We start from the raw sequence: 20386 nt of genomic DNA, 5'->3' as shown, positions 1-20386 counted from the left end.
GGCCGCGCGATACGTGGAGCGGGCGCAGAGCCGCGCAGACAGAAGAATTGCTGATGGAGCATGCATGGACGAGTTGACACTCGGTTTGATCGGCGCGGGCGCCGTGGTGGTCGGTGGCGTGGTCGCGTACAACGCGTGGCAGGGTGCGAAAGTGCGCCGCAAGATGCCGCGGCCGATGCCGGCCGACGCGGCTGAAAGCAGCGCGCGGGACGATCAGCAGGAACAGAGCCCGTTCATCGAGCCGGCCCGGCCGACCACCCGCCGCGAGCCGGTGGTGGGTCCCGATGCGGCCGCGGAAACAGCGGCGGCGCGCGTCGAGCCGACTTTCGGTGCAACGGCTGCGCCGCTCGACACACCGGCCGATATCCAGGCCGAGACGATTACGCCGAACGGCTATCCCGAAGCCGAAGGTATGGCTGCTGCCGAAGGTGGCGAAGCAGTTGAAGCTGGCAAGGCCGCCAAAGCGGACAAGCGCAACGAACCGGTCCTGCCCGCCGCCACGACGATTTCGTCGGCGCCGCCGGCTATCGTCGATCGGCGCATCGACTGCATCGTGCCGATTCGCCTGAATGGCCCGGTGGCCGGCGACAAGGTGATTCCGCTCGCGCAGCGTCTGCGCCGCGCCGGCAGCAAGCCGGTGCATATCGAAGGCAAGCTCGAAGGCGGCGCGTGGGAACTGCTGCAAAACGGTGCGCGCTACGAAGAGCTGCGCGCGGCCGCGCAGTTGGCCAATCGCAGCGGCGCGCTCAATGAACTGGAGTTTTCGGAGTTCGTGACCGGCGTCCAGCAGTTTGCCGATGCGCTCGACGCGTCGCCGGAATTCCCCGACATGCTCGAAACGGTCGCGATGGCGCGCGAACTCGACGGCTTTGCCGCCCAGTGCGACGCGCAACTGTCGATCAACGTGCTCTCCGACGGCGCGCCGTGGTCGGCCAACTACGTGCAGGCGGTGGCTTCGCAGGACGGCTTGCTGCTGTCGCGCGACGGCACGCGCTTCGTCAAGCTCGACGCGAAGCAGAGCCCGGTGTTCATGCTGCAATTCGGCGATACCAACTTCCTGCGCGACGACCTCACGTACAAGGGCGGTCAGATGATCACGCTGGTGCTCGACGTGCCGGTGGCAGATGAGGACATCCTGCCGTTCCGTCTGATGTGCGATTACGCGAAATCGTTGGCCGAGCGCATCGGCGGGCGGGTGGTCGACGACGGCCGGCGTCCGTTGCCGGAAGCCGCGCTGCTGGCAATCGAAAAGCAGTTGATGACGCTGTACGCGAAGCTTGAGCAGGCCGGCATCCCGGCCGGTTCGCCCGCCACGCGGCGCCTCTTCAGCCAGTAACGTTTCTGAGTTTCATGTTGTACCCGGCGGCCGCACGATGTGCGGCCGTCGGCGTTTTGGGGCGGCGCTTTCACGTGACGCTTTGCAGGATTGGCGAACGCGCGAAACTGGCCATTCGGCCGATGTAAAGGGGCACGCTTTCCTGCGATAATCCAATGTCTGAATTTCATCGAAGAATCTTCCGACAGCATGGCCCGACCCTCCGTCCCAAATCCAGCAACCAGCGCTCCGGCAGAGCGGGCCGCGTGGCTGCGCGCGGAACTCGAACGCGCCAACTACGCGTACTACGTGCTCGACCAGCCGGACTTGCCGGATGCGGAATACGACAAGCTCTTCAAGGAGCTGCAACAGATCGAGTCGGAGCATCCGGACCTGATCGTGCCGGATTCGCCCACCCAGCGTGTGGGCGGCGAGGCGGCGAGCGGATTCGAGCCGGTCGTGCACGACCAGCCGATGCTGTCGCTGAACAACGGATTTGCGGATGAAGACATCGTTGCGTTCGACAAACGCGTGGGCGATGCGCTCGGCAAGAATGCGAGCGAGCCGCCGGTGCCAGTCGACTACGCGACAGAGTTGAAGTTCGATGGCCTCGCCATTTCGCTGCGTTATGTCGACGGCGCTTTCGTGCAGGCGGCCACGCGTGGCGACGGCGCCACCGGCGAGAACGTCACCGAAAACGTCCGCACGATCCGCTCCATTCCGTTGAAGCTCAAAGGCAAACGCGTGCCGCAGGTGCTCGACGTGCGCGGCGAAGTGCTGATGTTCAAGCGCGATTTCGAGCGTCTGAACGAACGTCAGCGGGCCGCCGGGCAAAAGGAATTTGCCAACCCGCGCAATGCCGCGGCAGGCAGTCTGCGGCAACTCGATTCGAAGATCACCGCACAGCGGCCGCTGTCGTTTTTCGCGTATGGAATCGGCGTGCTCGAAGGCATCGAAATGCCGGCCACGCACAGCGAACTGCTCGACTGGTACAAGGAACTCGGCTTGCCGGTCAACGGCGAGCGGGCGGTGGTGCAAGGCGCGGATGGCCTGCTGGGTTTTTTCCATGCGGTGGGCGAGAAGCGCGATAGCTTGCCGTACGACATCGACGGCGTGGTCTACAAGGTCAACCGGCGCGATGAGCAGGACGCGCTCGGTTTCGTGTCGCGCGCGCCGCGTTTCGCATTGGCGCACAAATTCCCCGCGCAGGAAGCGCTCACCAAACTCGTCGCGATCGACGTGCAGGTCGGCCGCACCGGCGCGATTACGCCGGTCGCGCGGCTCGAACCGGTTTTCGTCGGCGGCGCGACGGTGACGAACGCGACTTTGCACAACGAAGACGAAGTGCGTCGCAAAGACATTCGTATCGGCGATACGGTGATCGTACGGCGTGCCGGCGACGTGATTCCGGAGGTGGTGAGCGCGCTACTCGACCGCCGCCCGGACGATGCCCGCGAGTTCGTCATGCCGACGCAATGTCCGGTGTGCGGCTCGAGCATCGAGCGGCTGCCGGACGAGGCGATTGCACGCTGCACGGGCGGCCTGTTCTGTCCCGCGCAGCGCAAGCAGGCGCTCTGGCACTTCGCGCAGCGTCGCGCGCTGGATATCGACGGGCTCGGCGAGAAAATCATCGACCAACTGGTCGATGAGAGCCTGGTGCGCACGCCGGCTGATCTGTTCAACCTCGGCTTTGCGACGCTCGCCGAACTCGACCGTTTCGCCGAGAAGTCCGCGCAGAATCTGCTCGATTCGCTCGAAAAAGCCAAACACACCACGCTGGCGCGCTTTATCTACGCGCTCGGCATCCGCCACGTCGGCGAATCGACGGCGAAAGATCTGGCCAGGCATTTCGGTTCGCTGGATCCGATCATGAATGCGTCGGTCGAAGCATTGCTGGAGGTGAACGATGTCGGACCCGTGGTCGCCGAGTCGATTCATCAGTTCTTCGCCGAAGAGCACAACCGCACGGTGATCGAGCAACTGCGTGCGCCCGGCAAGGTCACATGGACAGAAGGGCCGCCCGCGCCGAAGGCGCCGCAAGGCATACTGGCAGGTAAGACGGTCGTGCTGACCGGCACCTTGCCGACGCTCGCCCGCGAAGAGGCGAAGGAAATGCTCGAAGCGGCGGGTGCGAAGGTGGCCAGTTCGGTGTCGAAGAAGACCGATTACGTGGTGGCCGGCACCGAAGCCGGCAGCAAGTTGGCGAAGGCGGAGGAACTCGGCATCCCCGTACTCGACGAAGATGGTATGCGTAAGCTCCTGGAGGGGCAGTTATGATCCGCGAAATTCTCAAGATGGGCGATCCGCGCCTTTTGCGCATTGCCAATCCGGTCGATCACTTCGACACCCTCGAACTGCATGAACTCGTGAAGGATATGTTCGAGACGATGCACGACGCCAACGGCGCAGGCCTGGCCGCGCCGCAGATCGGCGTCGATCTGCAGGTGGTGATCTTCGGCTTCGGGCACAACGAGCGCTATCCGGACGCGCCGCCGGTGCCGGAGACGGTGCTGATCAATCCGACCGTCACGCCCGTGTCGCTGGATATGGAAGAGGGCTGGGAAGGCTGCCTGTCTGTGCCGGGACTGCGGGGCGCGGTCAGCCGGTTTTCGATGATCCGGTATCACGGCTTCGATCAGTACGGTAAGCCGATCGATCGCGTCGCTGAAGGTTTCCACGCGCGCGTCGTGCAACACGAGTGCGATCACCTGATCGGCAAGCTGTATCCGATGCGGATTACCGATTTCTCGCAGTTCGGCTTCACGGAAGTTCTGTTTCCGGATATGGACCTGGGTACCGACGATTGATGCGGCCTTTTTTGTCCGGTGGCAGTTCGTTCATCGACGCTGCTGGAGAATAAAAAACCCACGCTTTTGCGTGGGTTTTTATATTTGGCGAGCCTCAAGCGCCTGGCGTCAAAACGACTCGTCCGGCGACAAGTAGCGCCATTGCCCAGGCGGCAACGCGCCCAGCAGCACACGACCCATCCGCACGCGCTTCAGACCGACCACTTCGAGGCCGACCAGATCGCACATCCGGCGGATCTGGCGCTTCTTGCCTTCGCGCAGCACGAAACGCAACTGCTCGCCGTTCTGCCAGCTGACCATGGCCGGCTTCAGCGGCACGTCGTCGAGCGACAGGCCGTGGCGCAGCAGCGCGAGGCTTTCGGGCGGGAAGTGAGTTTCGACATCGGTGGTGTGCTCGCCGTACGACACGCGCACCAGATACTCCTTGTCGATCTCCGAATGGCCACCGATCAGCTGCTTGGCAATGCGGCCGTCCTGCGTCAGGACCAGCAAGCCCGTCGAATCGATGTCAAGGCGTCCGGCCGGCGCGAGTTGGCGCAGATGCGCAACGGAGAAACGAATGTCCGAGCGGTCGCCTTCCCAGCGGTTTTCCGGCGTAACCAGCGTGATGGCCGGCTGATAACCGTCTTCCGCCTGGCCTGACACGAAGCCAATGGTCTTATGGATCAGGACGGTCACCTGGCTCGCTTGCGCGGCCTCGGCGGCAGGGTCGATCTCGATACGCTGATCCGGACGCACCTTGGTGCCGAGCGTGTCGATCCGCTCGCCGTCGACCAGCACCCAGCCTTTTTCGATCCATTCGTCGGCTTCCCGGCGCGAGCACAGGCCGAGTTCGGACATTAGCTTCGACAGGCGCAGGGTGCCCGGCGCGTCTTCGTAATCGCGACGCGGCGTGCGCGGCGCGGCTACCGCGTCGCGTTCGGCTTTAATTGAGTGTGACGGGCCGCGCGGCTTGTCGGCGCGTGCCGGGCGATCGTTGTCGCCGAAACGGCGCGCGGCCGCCGGCAGCGTTTTGTCGAAGCTGCGTGCCGGGCGGTCGCTACGTTCCGTGCGTTCGCCGCGTTCGCCACGCGCCGGGCGGTCGCCGAATTCGCGTTTTGCGGGTGCCCGGTCGCCACGGTCGTCGCGTGGTTCACGGGCTGAACGGTCCGTGCGGTCGCCATAGCCGCTTTTGACGGGTTTGGAGAAGGTGCGCTCGCCACGGTTCGAAGCGCCACGCTCGCCGTCGAAACGGCGCGGTGCGCTGTCGCTGCGCGGCGGGCGCTCGCCAGTGCGGCGCTCTTGCGGGGTACCGCGGTCGCTGCCAAAGCGCGGCCGATCGGATGCGTCGCGCTCACGGCGCGGTCCGCCTTCCGACGGACGGCCTGCGCCCGGGCGGGCACCGCCGAACGAGCGGCGCTCGCCCTCGTCACGACGCGGCGCGCGGTTGCCTTCGAAACTGCGCGGGGCACCTTCGCTACGGTTCGCGCTGCCTTCGAAGCGGCGGGGCGCGCGCTCAGAACGCTCGCTGTCGGTGCGACGAGGGGCGCGATCACTGCGGTCCGCACCACCTTCGAAACGCCGTGGGGCCCGTTCACTACGATCGCCGCTGCCTTCGAAGCGGCGTGGCGCGCCTTGGCCGCGTTCGCCTTCAGCGCGGCGCGGGGCACGTTCGCCGCGCTCACCCGCTGTGCGTCGCGGAGCGTGTTCACTGCGATCCGCGCTGCTTTCAAACCGACGAGGTGCACGTTCGCTACGGTCGGCACTCTCTTCGAACCGACGCGGCGCGCGTTCACCACGTTCACCGTCCCCCCGGCGTGGCGCACCACCTGCACCCTCACGCCGCGGCGGCCGATCCGACGTCGGCCGGCGCGCTGCGCCAGGACCACCCGCATCCCGCTCACGCGAAAAAGACCCTTCTGCCCGTGCCGGTCGCGCGCCGGCGCCCGCTGGCTTGCCAGCCGGCCGCTTGCCGCCACTCGCCGTTGCTCCAGCGCCTTCACCCCGCGCCCCGCTAAAACTCGGCGTCGACGGCTTCGGTCCGGCCGGGCGCGTCTGCTTACGCGCCGATGTGCTTCCGGTACGGACAGGGGCGCGTTCGGACGAAGCCGGCCGCGGGTGCTTGGCTGTTAATTTGACTCGCATGAAATCTCACACTGCAATCGCGCGCAGCAGTTCGGTCTCGACCTGAATTTGCAGGCGGTTGTCCGACAGACCGTGTCCATTCAGCAGGAACACGTCTTCGACGCGTTCGCCGAGCGTATTGATCCGCGCCGAAGAGACGCCGACCCGGTGCTCGGCCAGCACGCGCGCGATCGAATAAAGAAGGCCCGGCCGGTCGTTCGCAGACACGGACAGGATGTAATATTGGCCGCGCTCGTCGGCCCGGAGATCGACGCGCGGCGTAACAGGGAAGGTCCGCGACAGCCTCGACAGACGGCCTTTCGACGGCCCCGGCAGCAGAGTGCCGTCGCCCGTCAGGCGTGCGGTCAGTTCCTGTTCGACCAGATTGGCAATATCGCGATAATGCACGTCTTCTTCGGTATGCGCGACGAGGAAATTATCGAGCGCGTACCCGTGACGGGTCGTACTGACCCGCGCATCGAGCACCGATAGACCGTTGCGGTCGAAATAAGCACAAATGCCGGCGAACAGGTCGGGCTGGTCTTTCACATAAACCAGCACCTGGAGCGCCTCGCCGATCGGCGCCGGCCGGGCGCGCACGATCGGCGCCGCGGTTTCGACATGGCGGCACAGCACACGGGTTTGCCACGCGATATCCGCTGCGTCGTGGCGCAGAAAATAGCCGATGTCCAGCTCGTTCCACAGCGCCTTTTGTGCGCCTTCCGGCACGGTTTCGAGGCGCAGCAACGCGAGCGCCTCTTCCTGACGCGACTTGAGTTCCGAGTGCGCGTCGGGCCGTGCGCCGCCGAGCACCGCCAGTGTCGCTCGATAGAGATCCTCGAGCAGCTTGGCTTTCCACGTATTCCAGACTTTCGGGCTGGTGCCGCGAATGTCGGCGACGGTCAACAGGTAAAGCGCCGTCAGGCGCCGCTCGGTGCCGACCAGTTCGGCAAACCGCTTGATGACCTCGGGGTCGCTCGTGTCCTGCTTCTGCGCGACCTGACTCATGGTCAGATGCTGCTGGACCAGCCAGACGACCAGTTCGCCGTCGTCGCCCTCGATGCCGTGATTGCGGCAAAAGCGCCGAGCGTCGGCCATGCCGAGCACCGAGTGATCGCCGCCGCGGCCCTTGGCGATATCGTGAAACAGCGCCGCCACGTACAACACCCACGGCCGGTCCAGGTTGGCGATCAACTGGCTGCAGAACGGATATTCATGCGCATGCTCGGCCACCGCGAAACGGCGCAGGTTGCGCAGCACCATCAGGATGTGCTGGTCGACCGTGTACACGTGATACAGGTCGTGCTGCATCTGTCCGACGATGCGCCGGAAATTCAGCAGATAGCGCCCGAGCACGCTGGTCTGGTTCATCAGCCGCAGCGCGTGCGTGATGCCGGCCGGTTGCTTGAGGATATCCATGAACAGCCGCCGGTTTTCCGGGTCGCGCCGCCAGTGCTGATCCATCACTTCGCGGGCGTTGTAGATCGCGCGCAGCGTGCGCGCCGACAAGCCTTTCACGCCCGGCGTCTGTTCGTACAGCAGGAAGGCTTCGAGAATCGCATTCGGTTCGCGTTCGAACACGTCGTCGCTGGCGATCTCCAGCATGCCTTGCTTCTCGACAAAGCGATCCGACAGCACGCGCGTAATGCCGCTCGTGCTGGGGAAGAGTTGCGCTTCGATGTTCTGGATCAGGATCGTCGCGAGCTGCGTGACGGCCTTGGCCGACCAGTAGTAGCGGCGCATCAGCTGTTCGCTGGCGCGCTTGGTGGCGGTCGGCTTGTAGCCGAAGCTTTCGGCCACCGGCGTTTGCAGATCGAACACCAGAATGTCCTGGCGGCGCCCCGCGGTCACGTGCAGCCGGGCGCGCAGCGCTTTCAGGAAACCTTCGTTGCGGCGCAGTTCGCGCGCCTCGCGCTCGGTAATCAGGCCGCGCGCTTCGAGTTCGCGCCAACTGCTGCCGAAACCGGCCGCCTGGGTGATCCACAGAATCAGCTGCAGGTCGCGCAGGCCGCCCGGGCTTTCCTTGATGTTCGGCTCGAGCGCGTACGGCGTGTCCTGAAACTTGGCGTGCCGCTGGCGCATTTCCAGTACTTTCGCCTGGAAAAATGCGCGCGGGTCGAGCGCTTCGCGGTAACGCCGCGCGAAGTCGTCGAACAGCGGGGCGCTACCGGTGATGCGCCGCGCTTCGAGCAGCGACGTGCGTACGGTGACGTCGTTGGCGGCTTCTTCGAGACACTGCGAGACGCTGCGCACGCTGCTGCCGAGTTCCAGCCCCAGATCCCACGCGAGGCTGATGAAGCGTTCGATGCGCGCTTCGAGATGCGCGATCGGCGCATCCGGTAGCAGGACAAGGATGTCGATGTCCGAATGCGGCGCGAGCTCGCCCCGCCCATAGCCGCCGACGGCCAGCAGTGCCAGCTCGGACGGCAGTTCGCAGGTGTTCCAGGCGGCGCGCAGCGACTCGTCGGTGGCGCGCGCGAGGGCCGCCATCAGCGCATCGACGTTGGTGGCCGTCTTGAAACGTTCCAGCAACTGGGCTTTGGCCACTTTGTAGTCCGCCTTGAGCGACGTGGCGTGGAATTGGGCGACGGCTGGAACACTACTCATTGGCAGGCGGGCGAGTGGGGGCGCAAAGCAGTCAGGCCGTGGCGGTCGCGACCGGCGGACGCGCGGGCGTGCCGGCGGAGACGGTCAGCACGTCATAGCCGGTTTCCGTAACGAGAATCGTGTGTTCCCACTGCGCCGACAGGCTGCGGTCCTTGGTCTTGACGGTCCACTGGTCCGGCATGGTGCGAATATCGCGACGGCCGGCGTTGATCATCGGCTCGATCGTGAAGATCATGCCTGTTTGCAGTTCGAGCCCCGTGCCTGGACGGCCGTAGTGCAGAATCTGCGGATCTTCGTGGAACACCGTGCCGATGCCGTGGCCGCAGTATTCCCGCACCACGCTGTAGCCCTGCGCTTCCGCATGCTTCTGGATTGCGTAGCCGATGTCGCCCAAATGGGCGCCCGGGCGCACCTGGTCGATACCGAGCCACATGCATTCGAAGGTGGTTTGCACGAGGCGTTTGGCCATGATCGACCCTTCGCCGACGATGAACATCCGGCTGGTGTCGCCGAAATAGCCTTCCTTGATCACGGTGACGTCGATGTTCAGCGCATCGCCGTTCTTCAGCGTCTTGTCGCCCGGAATGCCGTGGCAGATCACGTCGTTGACCGAGATGCAGGTCGCTTTCGGATAAGGCGGGTAGCCAGGCGGCTGGTAATTCAGCGGCGCCGGAATCGTGCCCTGTTCCTTAAGCATGTATTCGTGACACAGCCGGTCGAGTTCCCCGGTCGTGATGCCGGCCGTGACGAACGGCGTGATGTAGTCGAGCACTTCGCTTGCGAGCTTGCAGGCGACGCGCATTTGCGCGATATCGTGTTCGTTTTTGATGGTAATAGCCATGAGCCGGGCCTGAAATGCGATTTATTGTGGGATTATCGCACCATATTCCCGCCGCCGCAGGCTTTTGCGATAGCGTCGGCGCGCTTTGCGGCTGTGTTCCCGGACTGTTTTGGGTGCCTCGGGTGCGACGGCGAGGCTGGTTTGCACTGACGCGGACCGAAGCGCGTCTTCAATCGTATCGGTGCCGACGGCAAGAGAGGGCAGGTGCAACCCGGCTGCGGCAAACGGGAGCTACCGCGCAGGTTGAGTCGGCCGATAGTCACGTGCTATAATTTCTGGCTAAGTCGATCTTTGTTCTCGCTTGCAGTAAGTAAGTTGTGCGGTGAGAGGGAAGGGAAGGCCGCTCATGGCGATAGTTGCCTGCGCCACGAGCGAAAGGAGTATCGGAGTATCCAAGGCAGCAGACTCGCAAGCCGGCGCACCCAGGGTGTCCGTCGCATTCAGCTGGAAAGGCTGATGCGGCCGATACGGCAGCCGGCTTAAGACCCAACCCTCGCGGAGAATTTCATGGCAGTTACCATGCGTCAAATGCTGGAAGCCGGTGTCCACTTCGGTCACCAAACGCGCTTCTGGAACCCGAAGATGGCTCCCTTCATTTTCGGTCATCGCAACAAGATTCACATCATCAACCTCGAAAAGACGCTGCCGATGTACAACGACGCGCTGAAGTACGCGCGTCAACTGGCAGCGAATCGCGGCACGATCCTGTTTGTCGGCACGAAGCGTCAATCGCGCGACACGATCGCTGAAGAGGCGCAGCGCGCTGGCATGCCGTACGTCAACGCACGCTGGCTCGGCGGCATGCTGACCAACTTCAAGACGCTGAAAGTGTCGATCAAGCGCCTGAAGGACATGGAAGCGGCGCTGGAAGCAGGCGAAACCGAACGCATGAGCAAGAAAGAAGCGCTGCTGTTCGAACGCGAAATGCTCAAGCTGCAAAAATCGATCGGCGGCGTGAAGGACATGGGCGGTATTCCGGACGCGATCTTCGTGGTCGACGTCGGCTACCACAAGATTGCCGTCACCGAAGCTAACAAGCTCGGCGTGCCGGTCATCGCCGTGGTCGACACGAACCACTCGCCGGAAGGCATCGACTACGTGATCCCGGGTAACGACGACGCCAGCAAGGCTGTCGCTCTGTACACGGCTGGCGTGGCTGACGCGATCCTCGAAGGCCGTGCGAACGCGGTCAACGAAGTGGTGCAAGCTGCCCGTGGCGGCGACGGCGACGAGTTCGTCGAGGTCAACGGGGAAGCGTAAAGTTGCCCCGTGTCCGGCAAAAAAGGGGGCTTTCTACAGGCCCCCTTTTTTTAAGCCGCGACACTGTAGTTGGGCGTCGCGAACGGTGCCCGCAGCGTTGTTCGTAAAAAATATGCGCAACGCTGAAACGAATTCTTGCCGCCGGTATCGAAGTCCGGGCGGCGTGTGACAGACGGAACTCAAGGAGCAAATGATGGCGGCAATTACCGCAAGCATGGTTGCAGAACTGCGCGCGAAGACCGACGCGCCGATGATGGAATGCAAGAAGGCGCTGACGGAAGCCGAAGGCGACATGGCGCGTGCTGAAGAACTGCTGCGCGTGAAGTTGGGCAACAAGGCGAGCAAGGCGGCGTCGCGTGTGACGGCCGAAGGCGTGGTCGCATCGTTCATCGGCGGCAATGCTGGTTCGCTGGTCGAACTGAACTGCGAAACCGACTTCGTTTCGAAGAACGACGACTTCCTGGCTTTCTCGAAGACGATCGCCGAGCTGGTTGCTACGCAAAACCCTGCTGACGTCGCTGCTCTGTCGGCGCTGGCGCTGGATGGCTCGACGGTCGACGCAGTGCGTCTGGCGCTGGTCGGCAAGATTGGTGAAAACCTGTCGATCCGCCGTTTCGTGCGTTTCGAAACCTCGAACAAGCTGGCAGCGTACCTGCACGGCACGCGTATCGGCGTGCTGGTCGAGTACACCGGCGCTGACGAGCAGATCGGCAAGGACGTGGCCATGCATATTGCCGCAATGAAGCCGGTCTCGCTGTCGTCGGACGACGTCCCGGCGGATCTGATCTCCAAGGAACGCAGCATCGCTGAACAGAAGGCTGCTGAATCGGGCAAGCCGGCTGAAATCGTCGCCAAAATGGTCGACGGCAGCGTGCAGAAGTACCTGAAGGAAGTGTCGCTGCTGAACCAGACGTTCGTTAAGAACGACAAGCAGACGATCGAACAGATGCTGAAGGCCGGCAACTCGAGCGTGCAGAAGTTCGCGCTGTTCGTGGTCGGCGAAGGCATTGAGAAGAAGCAGGACGACTTCGCAGCCGAAGTGGCCGCTCAAGTCGCTGCTGCAAAGCAACAATAAGCATCACCGCAGTACCGTTGGACCCGCGGCGTAGCAAGACTTTGCCGCGGTCGGCAGCGCCGCAAGGCTGCGCGCGGGTTGACCCTCGCCACGCAGCCGCCGCTGGCGAACCTCGAAGTTCGTCAATTTGGCGGCGCTTGCCCGAATCAGCATTTCACCCCTACAGTTCCACGTTGTTGTCCTATTCTGCGCGATCGGATATCCCTATGCCCACTGCCTATAAACGCGTCCTGCTAAAACTCTCCGGCGAAGCTCTGATGGGCGACGATGCCTTCGGCATCAATCGCGCGACCATCGAACGAATGGTAGCGGACATGGCCGAAGTGGTCCGGCTCGGCACGCAGTTGGCCGTGGTGATCGGCGGCGGCAATATTTTCCGCGGCGTCGCGGGCGGCGCAGCAGGCATGGATCGTGCGACGGCCGACTACATGGGCATGCTGGCCACGATGATGAACGCGCTGGCGCTGCAGGACGCAATGCGCCACGCCGGCATCGAAGCGCGCGTGCAATCCGCGCTGCGCATGGACCAGGTGGTCGAGCCGTACATCCGCCCGCGCGCGATTCGCCAGCTCGAAGAAGGCAAAGTCGTGATTTTCGCGGCCGGCACCGGCAACCCGTTCTTCACCACCGACACCGCTGCCGCGCTGCGCGGCGCGGAAGTCGGCGCGGAAGTCGTGCTGAAAGCCACCAAGGTGGACGGCGTCTATTCGGCCGATCCCAAGAAGGACCCGAGCGCGACCCGTTACACCACGATCAGCTTCGACGAAGCGATCGGCCGCAATCTGCAGGTGATGGACGCCACGGCATTTGCGCTGTGCCGTGACCAGAAGCTGCCGATCCGGGTGTTTTCGATCGTCAAGCCGGGCGCGCTCAAGCGCATCGTACTAGGCGAGGACGAGGGCACCCTCGTCCACGTGTAAACTCTCGTTCACATAACGTGGGCTTTGACGCGAGCCCAGGCCGCCGCCTTTTGCGCGCGCTGGCCGGTTCGCTCCGTTTTGAAGGTTCGGAGGTTTAAAAATGTCTGTGGCTGATATCAGGAAGGGCGCTGAACAAAAGATGCAGCGCTCGATCGACGCGTTCAAGAACGACTTGTCGAAGATCCGTACGGGCCGTGCGCACACCGGTCTGCTCGATCACATCCAGTGCGATTACTACGGTTCGCCGGTGCCGATTTCGCAGGTTGCGAACCTGACGCTGATCGACGCACGCACGATCGGCGTGCAGCCGTGGGAAAAAAAGATGGTCCAGGTTGTCGAAAAGGCGATCCGTGAGTCGGACCTCGGTCTGAATCCGGCCACCCAGGGCGACGTGATCCGTGTGCCGATGCCCGCGCTGACCGAAGAGCGCCGCCGCGAACTGACCAAAGTGGTCAAGAGCGAAGCGGAAACGGCCAAGGTGGCAGTGCGCAATCTGCGCCGTGACGCAAACGAGCAACTGAAAAAGCTCGTGAAAGACAAAGAAATTTCAGAAGACGACGAGCGTCGTGCGGGTGACGATGTTCAGAAGCTGACGGACAAGTTCGTCGCTGAAATCGACAAACTCGTGGTGACCAAAGAAGCCGAGATCATGACGGTCTGAGGCCGGCTCGGCTCCCAGGAGAACGCCGGGCCGCCCCAAGTTTTCTTGCCCCCTCGGGGGGGCTTGGCGCGAAGTGCCAAGTTTGGGGGCCGTCAGTACTTTCAGGGTTTCTACTTCTTTATTTGCAGTCACTGTCCCAACGGCCATGACCTATACCAGCTCAACCGTGCGCGTGCCTGATGTCGCCGCGGTGCCGCGACATATCGCGATCATCATGGACGGCAACGGCCGTTGGGCAACCCAGCGGCGCCTGCCGCGCGTGGCCGGCCATACACGCGGCGTCGACGCGGTGCGCGCGGCCGTCGAGGCGTGCGCACGGCAAGGCGTCGAATATCTGACGCTATTCGCCTTCAGCTCGGAAAACTGGCGCCGTCCGACCGACGAAGTGTCGTTCCTGATGCGCCTGTTCGTCACGGCGCTCGAGCGCGAAATCGGCAAGCTGCACGCGAACGGCATCCGTCTGCGGGTAGTCGGCGATCTGTCGAAGTTCGACACGCGCATCCGCGATCTGATCAAGCGCGCGGAAACCAAAACCGCGCGCAATACCCGTCTCACGCTAACCATCGCGGCCAATTATGGCGGCCGCTGGGACATCATGCAGGCTACCCGCAAGCTGGCCGAGCAATCGGCGCTGGCGGGCCAGGCAGTCGAGGTCAACGAGGAATCGTTCGCCGAACACCTGTCGATGGCCTATGCGCCGGAGCCGGACCTCTTCATCCGCACCGGCGGCGAGCGTCGCGTCAGCAACTTTCTGCTGTGGCAGCTCGCATACACCGAGTTCTACTTCACCGACACCTTCTGGCCGGATTTCGACGCCGATGCCCTCGGCCACGCGATCGCTTCGTACGCGGAGCGTGAACGCCGCTTCGGCCGCACCAGCGCTCAACTCGAGCCGCAATCGCAAAACGTCGATTCGCTTCCATGCTAAAAACCCGTGTCATCACGGCGATCATCCTGCTGGCGGTGTTCTTGCCGGTCACGTTGTTCGCGCCGGTGGGCGCGTTCGGCGCGCTGATCGCTTTCGTCGTCGTGTTTGCCGCGTGGGAATGGGCCCGTCTGCTGAAGCTCGGCGGCGCGGGGCCCGTCGTTTATGCGCTGATCGCCGCGGTGGCGCTGGTCGCGAGCACGCGCCTCGGCACCGGTGTCGAAGAGCCTCGGCCGCTGTTTCAGGCGGCTGCCATCTTCTGGGTGATCGCAGGGCCGTTCGTGCTGCTTCGCAAGCCAGCGCTGGCGCAAGGCGCGTGGCGCACCTTTCTATTTCTTGCCGGCATTGTGGTATTCGTCGCGTGCTGGCATGCTCTCGTCGCCGCGCGCATGAAGGGCGTGCCGTTCGTGCTGTCGTTGCTGCTATTGGTATGGCTGGCCGATATCGGCGCATACTTCTCAGGAAAAGCCTTCGGAAAACACAAGCTGGCGCCTGCCATCAGCCCGGGTAAGACTTGGGAGGGCGCGATCGGCGGCTGGCTGGCGGTGACGATCGTCGCAGCGGCGGCGGTCTTTTCGCACGCGTTCGAGCCGACCCTGTATTCTGCGCTGCTGGCGCAATTGGGCGCCGTGCGTACGCTGCTCGCACTGACCGTGCTGGTGGCATTCAGCGTGGTGGGCGACCTGTTCGAATCGATGTTGAAACGCCAGGCCGGAGTCAAGGATTCAAGCGGCCTGCTGCCGGGACACGGTGGCGTGCTGGATCGCATCGACGCATTATTGCCGGTGCTGCCGCTTGCCATGCTGCTGCTCGGCTAGAGAAAGAGATATGCAAAAACGTCTGACATTGCTCGGTTCCACGGGCTCGATTGGAGACAGTACGCTCGACGTCGTCGCGCGTCATCCCGAGCGCTTTTCGGTTTACGCGCTCTCCGCGCATCGCAACGGCGACAAGCTCGTCGAACAATGCCTGCGCTTTCAGCCCGAAGTCGCGGTGGTCGGCGATGCCGATACCGCTGCGCGCGTCGCGGCGAAGCTGCTTGACGCGGGTTGCAAGACCGAGGTCACCTACGGGCCGCAAGCGCTCGTCGACGTGTCGAAGAGCGACGGCTGCGATACGGTGGTGGCGGCGATCGTCGGCGCAGCGGGTCTTGCGCCGAGCCTTGCCGCGGCGCGCGCCGGCAAGCGCATCCTGCTCGCCAACAAGGAAGCGCTGGTGATGTCCGGCGCGATCTTCATGGACGCGGTGCGCGACAACGGCGCGGTGCTGCTGCCGGTGGACAGCGAACATAACGCGATCTTCCAATGCCTGCCGCGCGAAGCCGCGCTGCATGGCGGTGTGTCGAAGATCATCCTGACGGCTTCGGGCGGTCCGTTCCGCACCCGCGAACCGGCCACGCTCGCCGACGTGACGCCGGAAGAAGCCTGCAAGCATCCGAACTGGGTCATGGGCCGCAAGATTTCGGTCGACTCAGCCACGATGATGAACAAGGGGCTCGAGGTCATCGAAGCTCACTGGCTGTTCGGCTTGCCGGGCCAGCGCATCGAGGTGCTGATCCATCCGCAGAGCGTGATTCACTCGCTGGTCTCCTACGCCGACGGCTCGGTGCTCGCGCAACTCGGCAACCCCGACATGCGCACGCCGATCGCGCATGCGCTGGCGTTTCCGGAGCGCGTCGATTCGGGCGTCGCGCAACTCGATCTGGCGGAGATCGCGTCGCTGTCGTTCGAAAAGCCTGACTACACGCGCTTCCCGTGTCTCGCGCTCGCCATGAAGGCGCTGGCCGAGGGCGGGGTTGCGAGCGCGGCCCTGAATGCCGCGAACGAAATCGCTGTTGAAGCGTTCCTGTCGCGCCAGATCGGGTTCATGGCGATTGCCCAGGTGGTCGACGCGGTGCTCAACGGGTTGCCGAACCGTAGCGCGCACGCGCTCGAAGACGTGATCGAGGCTGACGCCGCCGCGCGTCGCGCCGCCGCCGAATTCATCGCGCGTCTGCCGGACGGCGCTCGTCGCACGGAACGCGCCGTCCAGTGAGGCGCTTATGAATCTGCTGATCGAACTGCTTGCCTTCGCGGTCGCAATTGGCGTACTCGTCGTCGTTCACGAGTACGGTCACTACAGCGTTGCGCGTCTGTGCGGCGTGCAGGTGCTGCGCTTTTCGATCGGTTTCGGCAAGCCGCTGTTCCAATGGGTGAGTCCGAAGACGGGCACCGAATGGACCATCGCCGCGTTGCCGCTCGGCGGCTATGTGAAGATGCTCGACGAGCGCGAGACCGGTACGCCGATTTCCGCTGAAGCGTTGCCGTATGCGTTCAACCGGCAGTCGGTGTGGCGCCGTTTCGCGATTGTCGTGGCCGGGCCCGTCGCCAACTTCCTGCTGGCGATCGTGCTGTTCGCCCTTGTGTTCGCCACTGGCGTGACGGAACCGGCGGCCGTGGTCGCGGCGCCTACGCCGAATACGCCCGCGGCATTGGCCGGCTTCGACGGCGGCGAGACCATCGTCGCGGTGCGTGCGGAGAACGCCAGCGAATCGGAACCGGTGCGTTCATGGTCGGACTTGCGCTGGAAGCTGTTGGGCGCGGCATTCGATCACACGCGTGTCGTACTGAGCGCGAAGGATGCGCACGGCACCTCGGATTTCCAGCTCGATCTGCGCGGCATCACCGAAAAAGATGTCGACGACGACTTTATGTCGCATCTCGGCTTCGAGCCGGGGGGCGGCAAGCTGACGGTTGCGGGTGTGCAGCCGGGCAGCGCGGCACAACAGGCGGGCCTTGTAGCCGGCGACCGTTTGCGCGCAGTCGATGGCATACCCACCGATAACGCCACGGCATTCATCGCGTACGTAAAATCGCACGCCGGCAAGCCACTCACGCTGCAAGTGGAGCGTGGCGTGCAAGGTGCGCCGGGCGCGCAAGCCGAGGGTAGGCTCGAAGACGTTCGCATCGTCCCGCAAACGCAGCGTGACGACGCGACGGGCCAGCAGATCGGCCGCATTGGCGCGGAACTGGCGACCCAGGTGCCGTCGATCGACGTGCGTTATGGGCCGATCGAAAGTCTGCAATTGGGCGCGCGCCGCACATGGGATCTCGCTGTTTATTCGGTGCGCATGTTCGGCCGGATGATCATCGGAGAGGCATCGCTGAAGAATCTTTCCGGCCCGGTGACGATCGCCGACTATGCAGGAAAGAGCGCACGTCTAGGTCCTTCCGCATTTCTGTCGTTCCTGGCCCTTGTCAGTATTAGCCTCGGTGTACTGAACCTGTTACCAATTCCGGTATTGGACGGGGGGCATCTGTTATATTATTTGGTTGAAGCTGTAACCGGCAAAGTTGTCTCCGATCGCTGGCAACTCGTTTTTCAGAGGGCGGGTCTCGCCTGCATCGTCGCGTTGTCGGCGATCGCGCTGTTCAACGATCTGGCTCGTTTAATCCATTTTTAAAGTGTCCGGCGGCGCTCACGATGGCGACCGTCTGACCTGATGCAGCTATACACACTGGGGAAGCACGTTGTTTAAACCTCATCGCTTTGTTCCAAAGACGGTTATAGCCGCGGCATTCGCCGCGCATGGGCTGGTTGCTCACGCAACGACGCCCTTCGTGGTGCAAGATATCCGGATCGAGGGATTGCAACGCGTCGAACCTGGTACCGTGTTCGCGTACCTGCCCATCAAGCAAGGCGATACCTTTAGCGACGACAAGGCTTCCGAAGCCATTCGCGCGCTATATGCCACCGGCTTCTTCAACGACGTCAAGATCGCGACCGAAGGCAACGTGGTCATCGTGCAGGTGCTGGAACGTCCGGCCATCGGCACGATCGACTTCGCCGGCATCCATGAATTCGACAAGGAAAACCTGACCAAGGCGCTGCGCGCCGTCGGTTTGTCGCAAGGCCGCTACTACGATAAGGCGCTGGTCGACAAGGCCGAGCAGGAATTGAAGCGCCAGTATCTGACGCGTGGCTACTACGCCGCCGAAGTCACCACCACGATCACGCCGATCGACCGCAACCGCGTGTCGGTGCTGTTCTCGGTCGCAGAAGGCCCGAGCGCGAAGATCCGCCAGATCAACTTCATCGGCAACAAGGCGTTCAGCACCGGTACGCTGCGCGACGAAATGCAGCTGTCCACGCCGAACTGGTTCTCGTGGTACACGAAGAATGACCTGTACGCGAAAGACAAGCTCACCGGCGACCTTGAAAATGTCCGCTCGTATTACCTGAATCGCGGCTACCTCGAGTTCAACATCGAGTCGACCCAGGTGTCGATTACGCCGGACAAGAAGGACATGTATCTGACGGTCACGCTGCATGAGGGCGAGCCGTACACGATTTCGAGCATCAAGCTGGCGGGCAATCTGCTCGACCGTGAGCCGGAGCTGACCAAGCTCATCAAGATCAAACCAGGTGACCGCTTCTCGGCTGAAAAGCTGCAAGCCACCACCAAGGCGATCGTCGACAAGCTCGGCGAGTATGGCTATGCATTCGCCACCGTCAACGCGCAGCCGCAGATCGATCAGGAACATCATAAGGTCGACCTGACGCTGCAAGTGGACCCGAGCCGCCGCGTGTACGTGCGCCGCATCAATGTGGTCGGCAACACGCGCACGCGCGATGAAGTGGTGCGCCGCGAAATGCGTCAGCTCGAAAGCTCGTGGTTCGACTCGAACCGCCTCGCGCTGTCGAAAGACCGGATCAATCGTCTGGGCTACTTCACGGATGTCGACGTGACCACGACGCCTGTCGAGGGCACGCCCGACCAGGTCGACGTGGACGTCAAGGTGGCCGAAAAGCCGACTGGCGCGATCACACTGGGTGCGGGCTTTTCGTCGACCGACAAGGTGGTGCTGTCCGCGGGCGTGTCGCAAGACAACGTGTTCGGTTCGGGCACGAGTCTCTCCGTGAACGTGAATACCGCCAAGACCTACCGTACGCTGACGGTCACGCAGGTCGACCCGTACTTCACGGTGGACGGCATCAAGCGGATTACCGACGTCTACTACCGTACGTACCAGCCGCTGTACTACTCGACGGATTCGAGCTTCAAGATCGTCACGATCGGTGGCGACCTGAAGTTCGGTATTCCGTTCTCCGAAGTCGACACCGTGTACTTCGGTGCGGGCCTCGAGCAGAACCAGCTGGATATCGACGCGAACACGCCGCAGAGCTACATCGATTACGTGAACCAGTTCGGCCGCGTGTCGAACAACGTGCCGATTACAGTGGGCTGGTCGCGCGACGCGCGTGACAGCGCGCTGGTGCCGAGCCGCGGTTACTTCACGCAGGCGAACGCCGAATACGGCACGCCGATCGGTGGCACGCAGTACTACAAGGCCGACATCAACGCGCAGTATTATTATTCGTTTTCGCGCGGCTTCGTGCTTGGCTTCAACTTCCAGGGCGGTTACGGTAACGGCCTCGGCGGCAAGCCATACCCGATTTTCAAGAACTACTACGCGGGCGGTATCGGTTCGGTGCGGGGCTACGAACCGAGTTCGCTGGGCCCGCGCGACGCGAAGACGAACGACCCGATCGGCGGCTCGAAGCTGCTGGTGGGTAACATCGAATTGACGTTCCCGCTGCCGGGCACGGGCTATGACCGCACACTGCGCGTCTTTACGTTCCTCGACGGCGGTAACGTGTGGGGTACGGAAGGTAACAGCATCGGCGCGAACGGCCTGCGTTACGGCTACGGTGTCGGTCTGGCGTGGATCTCGCCGATCGGCCCGCTCAAGCTCAGCCTGGGCTTCCCGCTCACGAAGCACACCGGCGACCAGTATCAGAAATTCCAGTTCCAGATCGGGACGGCATTCTGATCCGGCGGCGGGCGACCCCGGCGACGGGCGGCTCCCGGCGGCGGGCCCGGCCAAACTAC

15 protein-coding genes are annotated in these 20386 nt (G+C 63.4%); 12 read left to right on the top strand and 3 right to left on the bottom strand.

From position 1 onward, the window contains the following. The first annotated feature begins 64 nt into the window (after window positions 1–64). The 3 genes from SB772_RS00445 (at window position 65) to def (ending at window position 4122) form a co-directional block, all read left to right on the top strand. Complete coding sequence (locus tag SB772_RS00445) at window positions 65–1336, top strand: cell division protein ZipA C-terminal FtsZ-binding domain-containing protein (protein ID WP_410831328.1); 1272 nt, start codon at window positions 65–67, stop codon at window positions 1334–1336. Between the two features lie 189 nt (window positions 1337–1525). Then, window positions 1526–3592 (top strand): NAD-dependent DNA ligase LigA, encoded by a 2067-nt coding sequence (ligA, locus tag SB772_RS00440; protein WP_410831326.1) that lies wholly within the window; start codon window positions 1526–1528, stop codon window positions 3590–3592. Next, a complete protein-coding gene (gene def, locus SB772_RS00435; protein ID WP_410831324.1) occupies window positions 3589–4122 on the top strand; it encodes a peptide deformylase in 534 nt (177 codons plus the stop codon). Before ligA ends, def begins: the two co-directional genes overlap by 4 nt. 108 nt (window positions 4123–4230) lie before the next feature. On the opposite strand, the gene SB772_RS00430 is transcribed toward def, so the two are convergent. The 3 genes from SB772_RS00430 to map are packed head-to-tail and all read right to left on the bottom strand — an operon-like array spanning window position 4231 to window position 9673. Beyond that, on the bottom strand, window positions 4231–6246 hold the full coding sequence (locus SB772_RS00430) for a pseudouridine synthase (protein WP_410831322.1): 2016 nt from the start codon (window positions 6244–6246) through the stop codon (window positions 4231–4233). A 6-nt stretch (window positions 6247–6252) separates the two neighbouring features. Then, on the bottom strand, window positions 6253–8832 hold the full coding sequence (locus SB772_RS00425) for a [protein-PII] uridylyltransferase (protein WP_410831320.1): 2580 nt from the start codon (window positions 8830–8832) through the stop codon (window positions 6253–6255). Between the two features lie 31 nt (window positions 8833–8863). Beyond that, window positions 8864–9673: a type I methionyl aminopeptidase gene (map, locus tag SB772_RS00420; protein WP_410831318.1), complete on the bottom strand. Its 810-nt coding sequence runs from the start codon at window positions 9671–9673 to the stop codon at window positions 8864–8866. 507 nt (window positions 9674–10180) lie between these two features. Between map and rpsB the strand changes: the two genes are divergently transcribed. The 9 genes from rpsB (at window position 10181) to bamA (ending at window position 20327) form a co-directional block, all read left to right on the top strand. Beyond that, the gene (rpsB, locus tag SB772_RS00415; protein ID WP_341315206.1) at window positions 10181–10933 is read left to right on the top strand and encodes a 30S ribosomal protein S2; all 753 of its coding nucleotides are present in this window, start codon (window positions 10181–10183) and stop codon (window positions 10931–10933) included. Window positions 10934–11126: 193 nt separating this feature from the next. Next, window positions 11127–12008 carry a translation elongation factor Ts gene (gene tsf / locus SB772_RS00410; RefSeq protein WP_410831803.1) on the top strand — a complete coding sequence of 294 codons (882 nt, stop codon included), beginning with the start codon at window positions 11127–11129 and terminating at the stop codon, window positions 12006–12008. Window positions 12009–12214: 206 nt separating this feature from the next. Continuing rightward, complete coding sequence (gene pyrH, locus SB772_RS00405; protein WP_410831316.1) at window positions 12215–12928, top strand: UMP kinase; 714 nt, start codon at window positions 12215–12217, stop codon at window positions 12926–12928. 100 nt (window positions 12929–13028) lie between these two features. Beyond that, window positions 13029–13589 carry a ribosome recycling factor gene (frr, locus tag SB772_RS00400; protein WP_012433445.1) on the top strand — a complete coding sequence of 187 codons (561 nt, stop codon included), beginning with the start codon at window positions 13029–13031 and terminating at the stop codon, window positions 13587–13589. A gap of 145 nt (window positions 13590–13734) precedes the next feature. Beyond that, entirely contained in the window at window positions 13735–14517 is a 783-nt protein-coding gene (uppS, locus tag SB772_RS00395) for a polyprenyl diphosphate synthase (RefSeq protein WP_410831313.1), read from the top strand. Continuing rightward, complete coding sequence (locus tag SB772_RS00390) at window positions 14511–15332, top strand: phosphatidate cytidylyltransferase (RefSeq protein ID WP_410831311.1); 822 nt, start codon at window positions 14511–14513, stop codon at window positions 15330–15332. The genes uppS and SB772_RS00390 overlap by 7 nt, the downstream gene beginning before the upstream one ends. 10 nt (window positions 15333–15342) lie before the next feature. Further along, window positions 15343–16548: a 1-deoxy-D-xylulose-5-phosphate reductoisomerase gene (locus SB772_RS00385; protein ID WP_410831309.1), complete on the top strand. Its 1206-nt coding sequence runs from the start codon at window positions 15343–15345 to the stop codon at window positions 16546–16548. 7 nt (window positions 16549–16555) lie between these two features. Continuing rightward, the gene (gene rseP, locus SB772_RS00380) at window positions 16556–17956 is read left to right on the top strand and encodes an RIP metalloprotease RseP (RefSeq protein ID WP_410831307.1); all 1401 of its coding nucleotides are present in this window, start codon (window positions 16556–16558) and stop codon (window positions 17954–17956) included. Window positions 17957–18023: 67 nt separating this feature from the next. After that, window positions 18024–20327 (top strand): outer membrane protein assembly factor BamA, encoded by a 2304-nt coding sequence (gene bamA, locus SB772_RS00375; protein WP_410831305.1) that lies wholly within the window; start codon window positions 18024–18026, stop codon window positions 20325–20327. The last annotated feature ends 59 nt before the right edge of the window (window positions 20328–20386 follow it).

The sequence above is a fragment of the Paraburkholderia sp. SIMBA_030 genome (genome assembly GCF_046535245.1).
In the GTDB taxonomy this organism is placed as follows: Bacteria; Pseudomonadota; Gammaproteobacteria; order Burkholderiales; family Burkholderiaceae; genus Paraburkholderia.
Note: the sequence above shows the minus strand (reverse complement) of the source record. Positions and strands in the feature narration are given on the sequence as shown.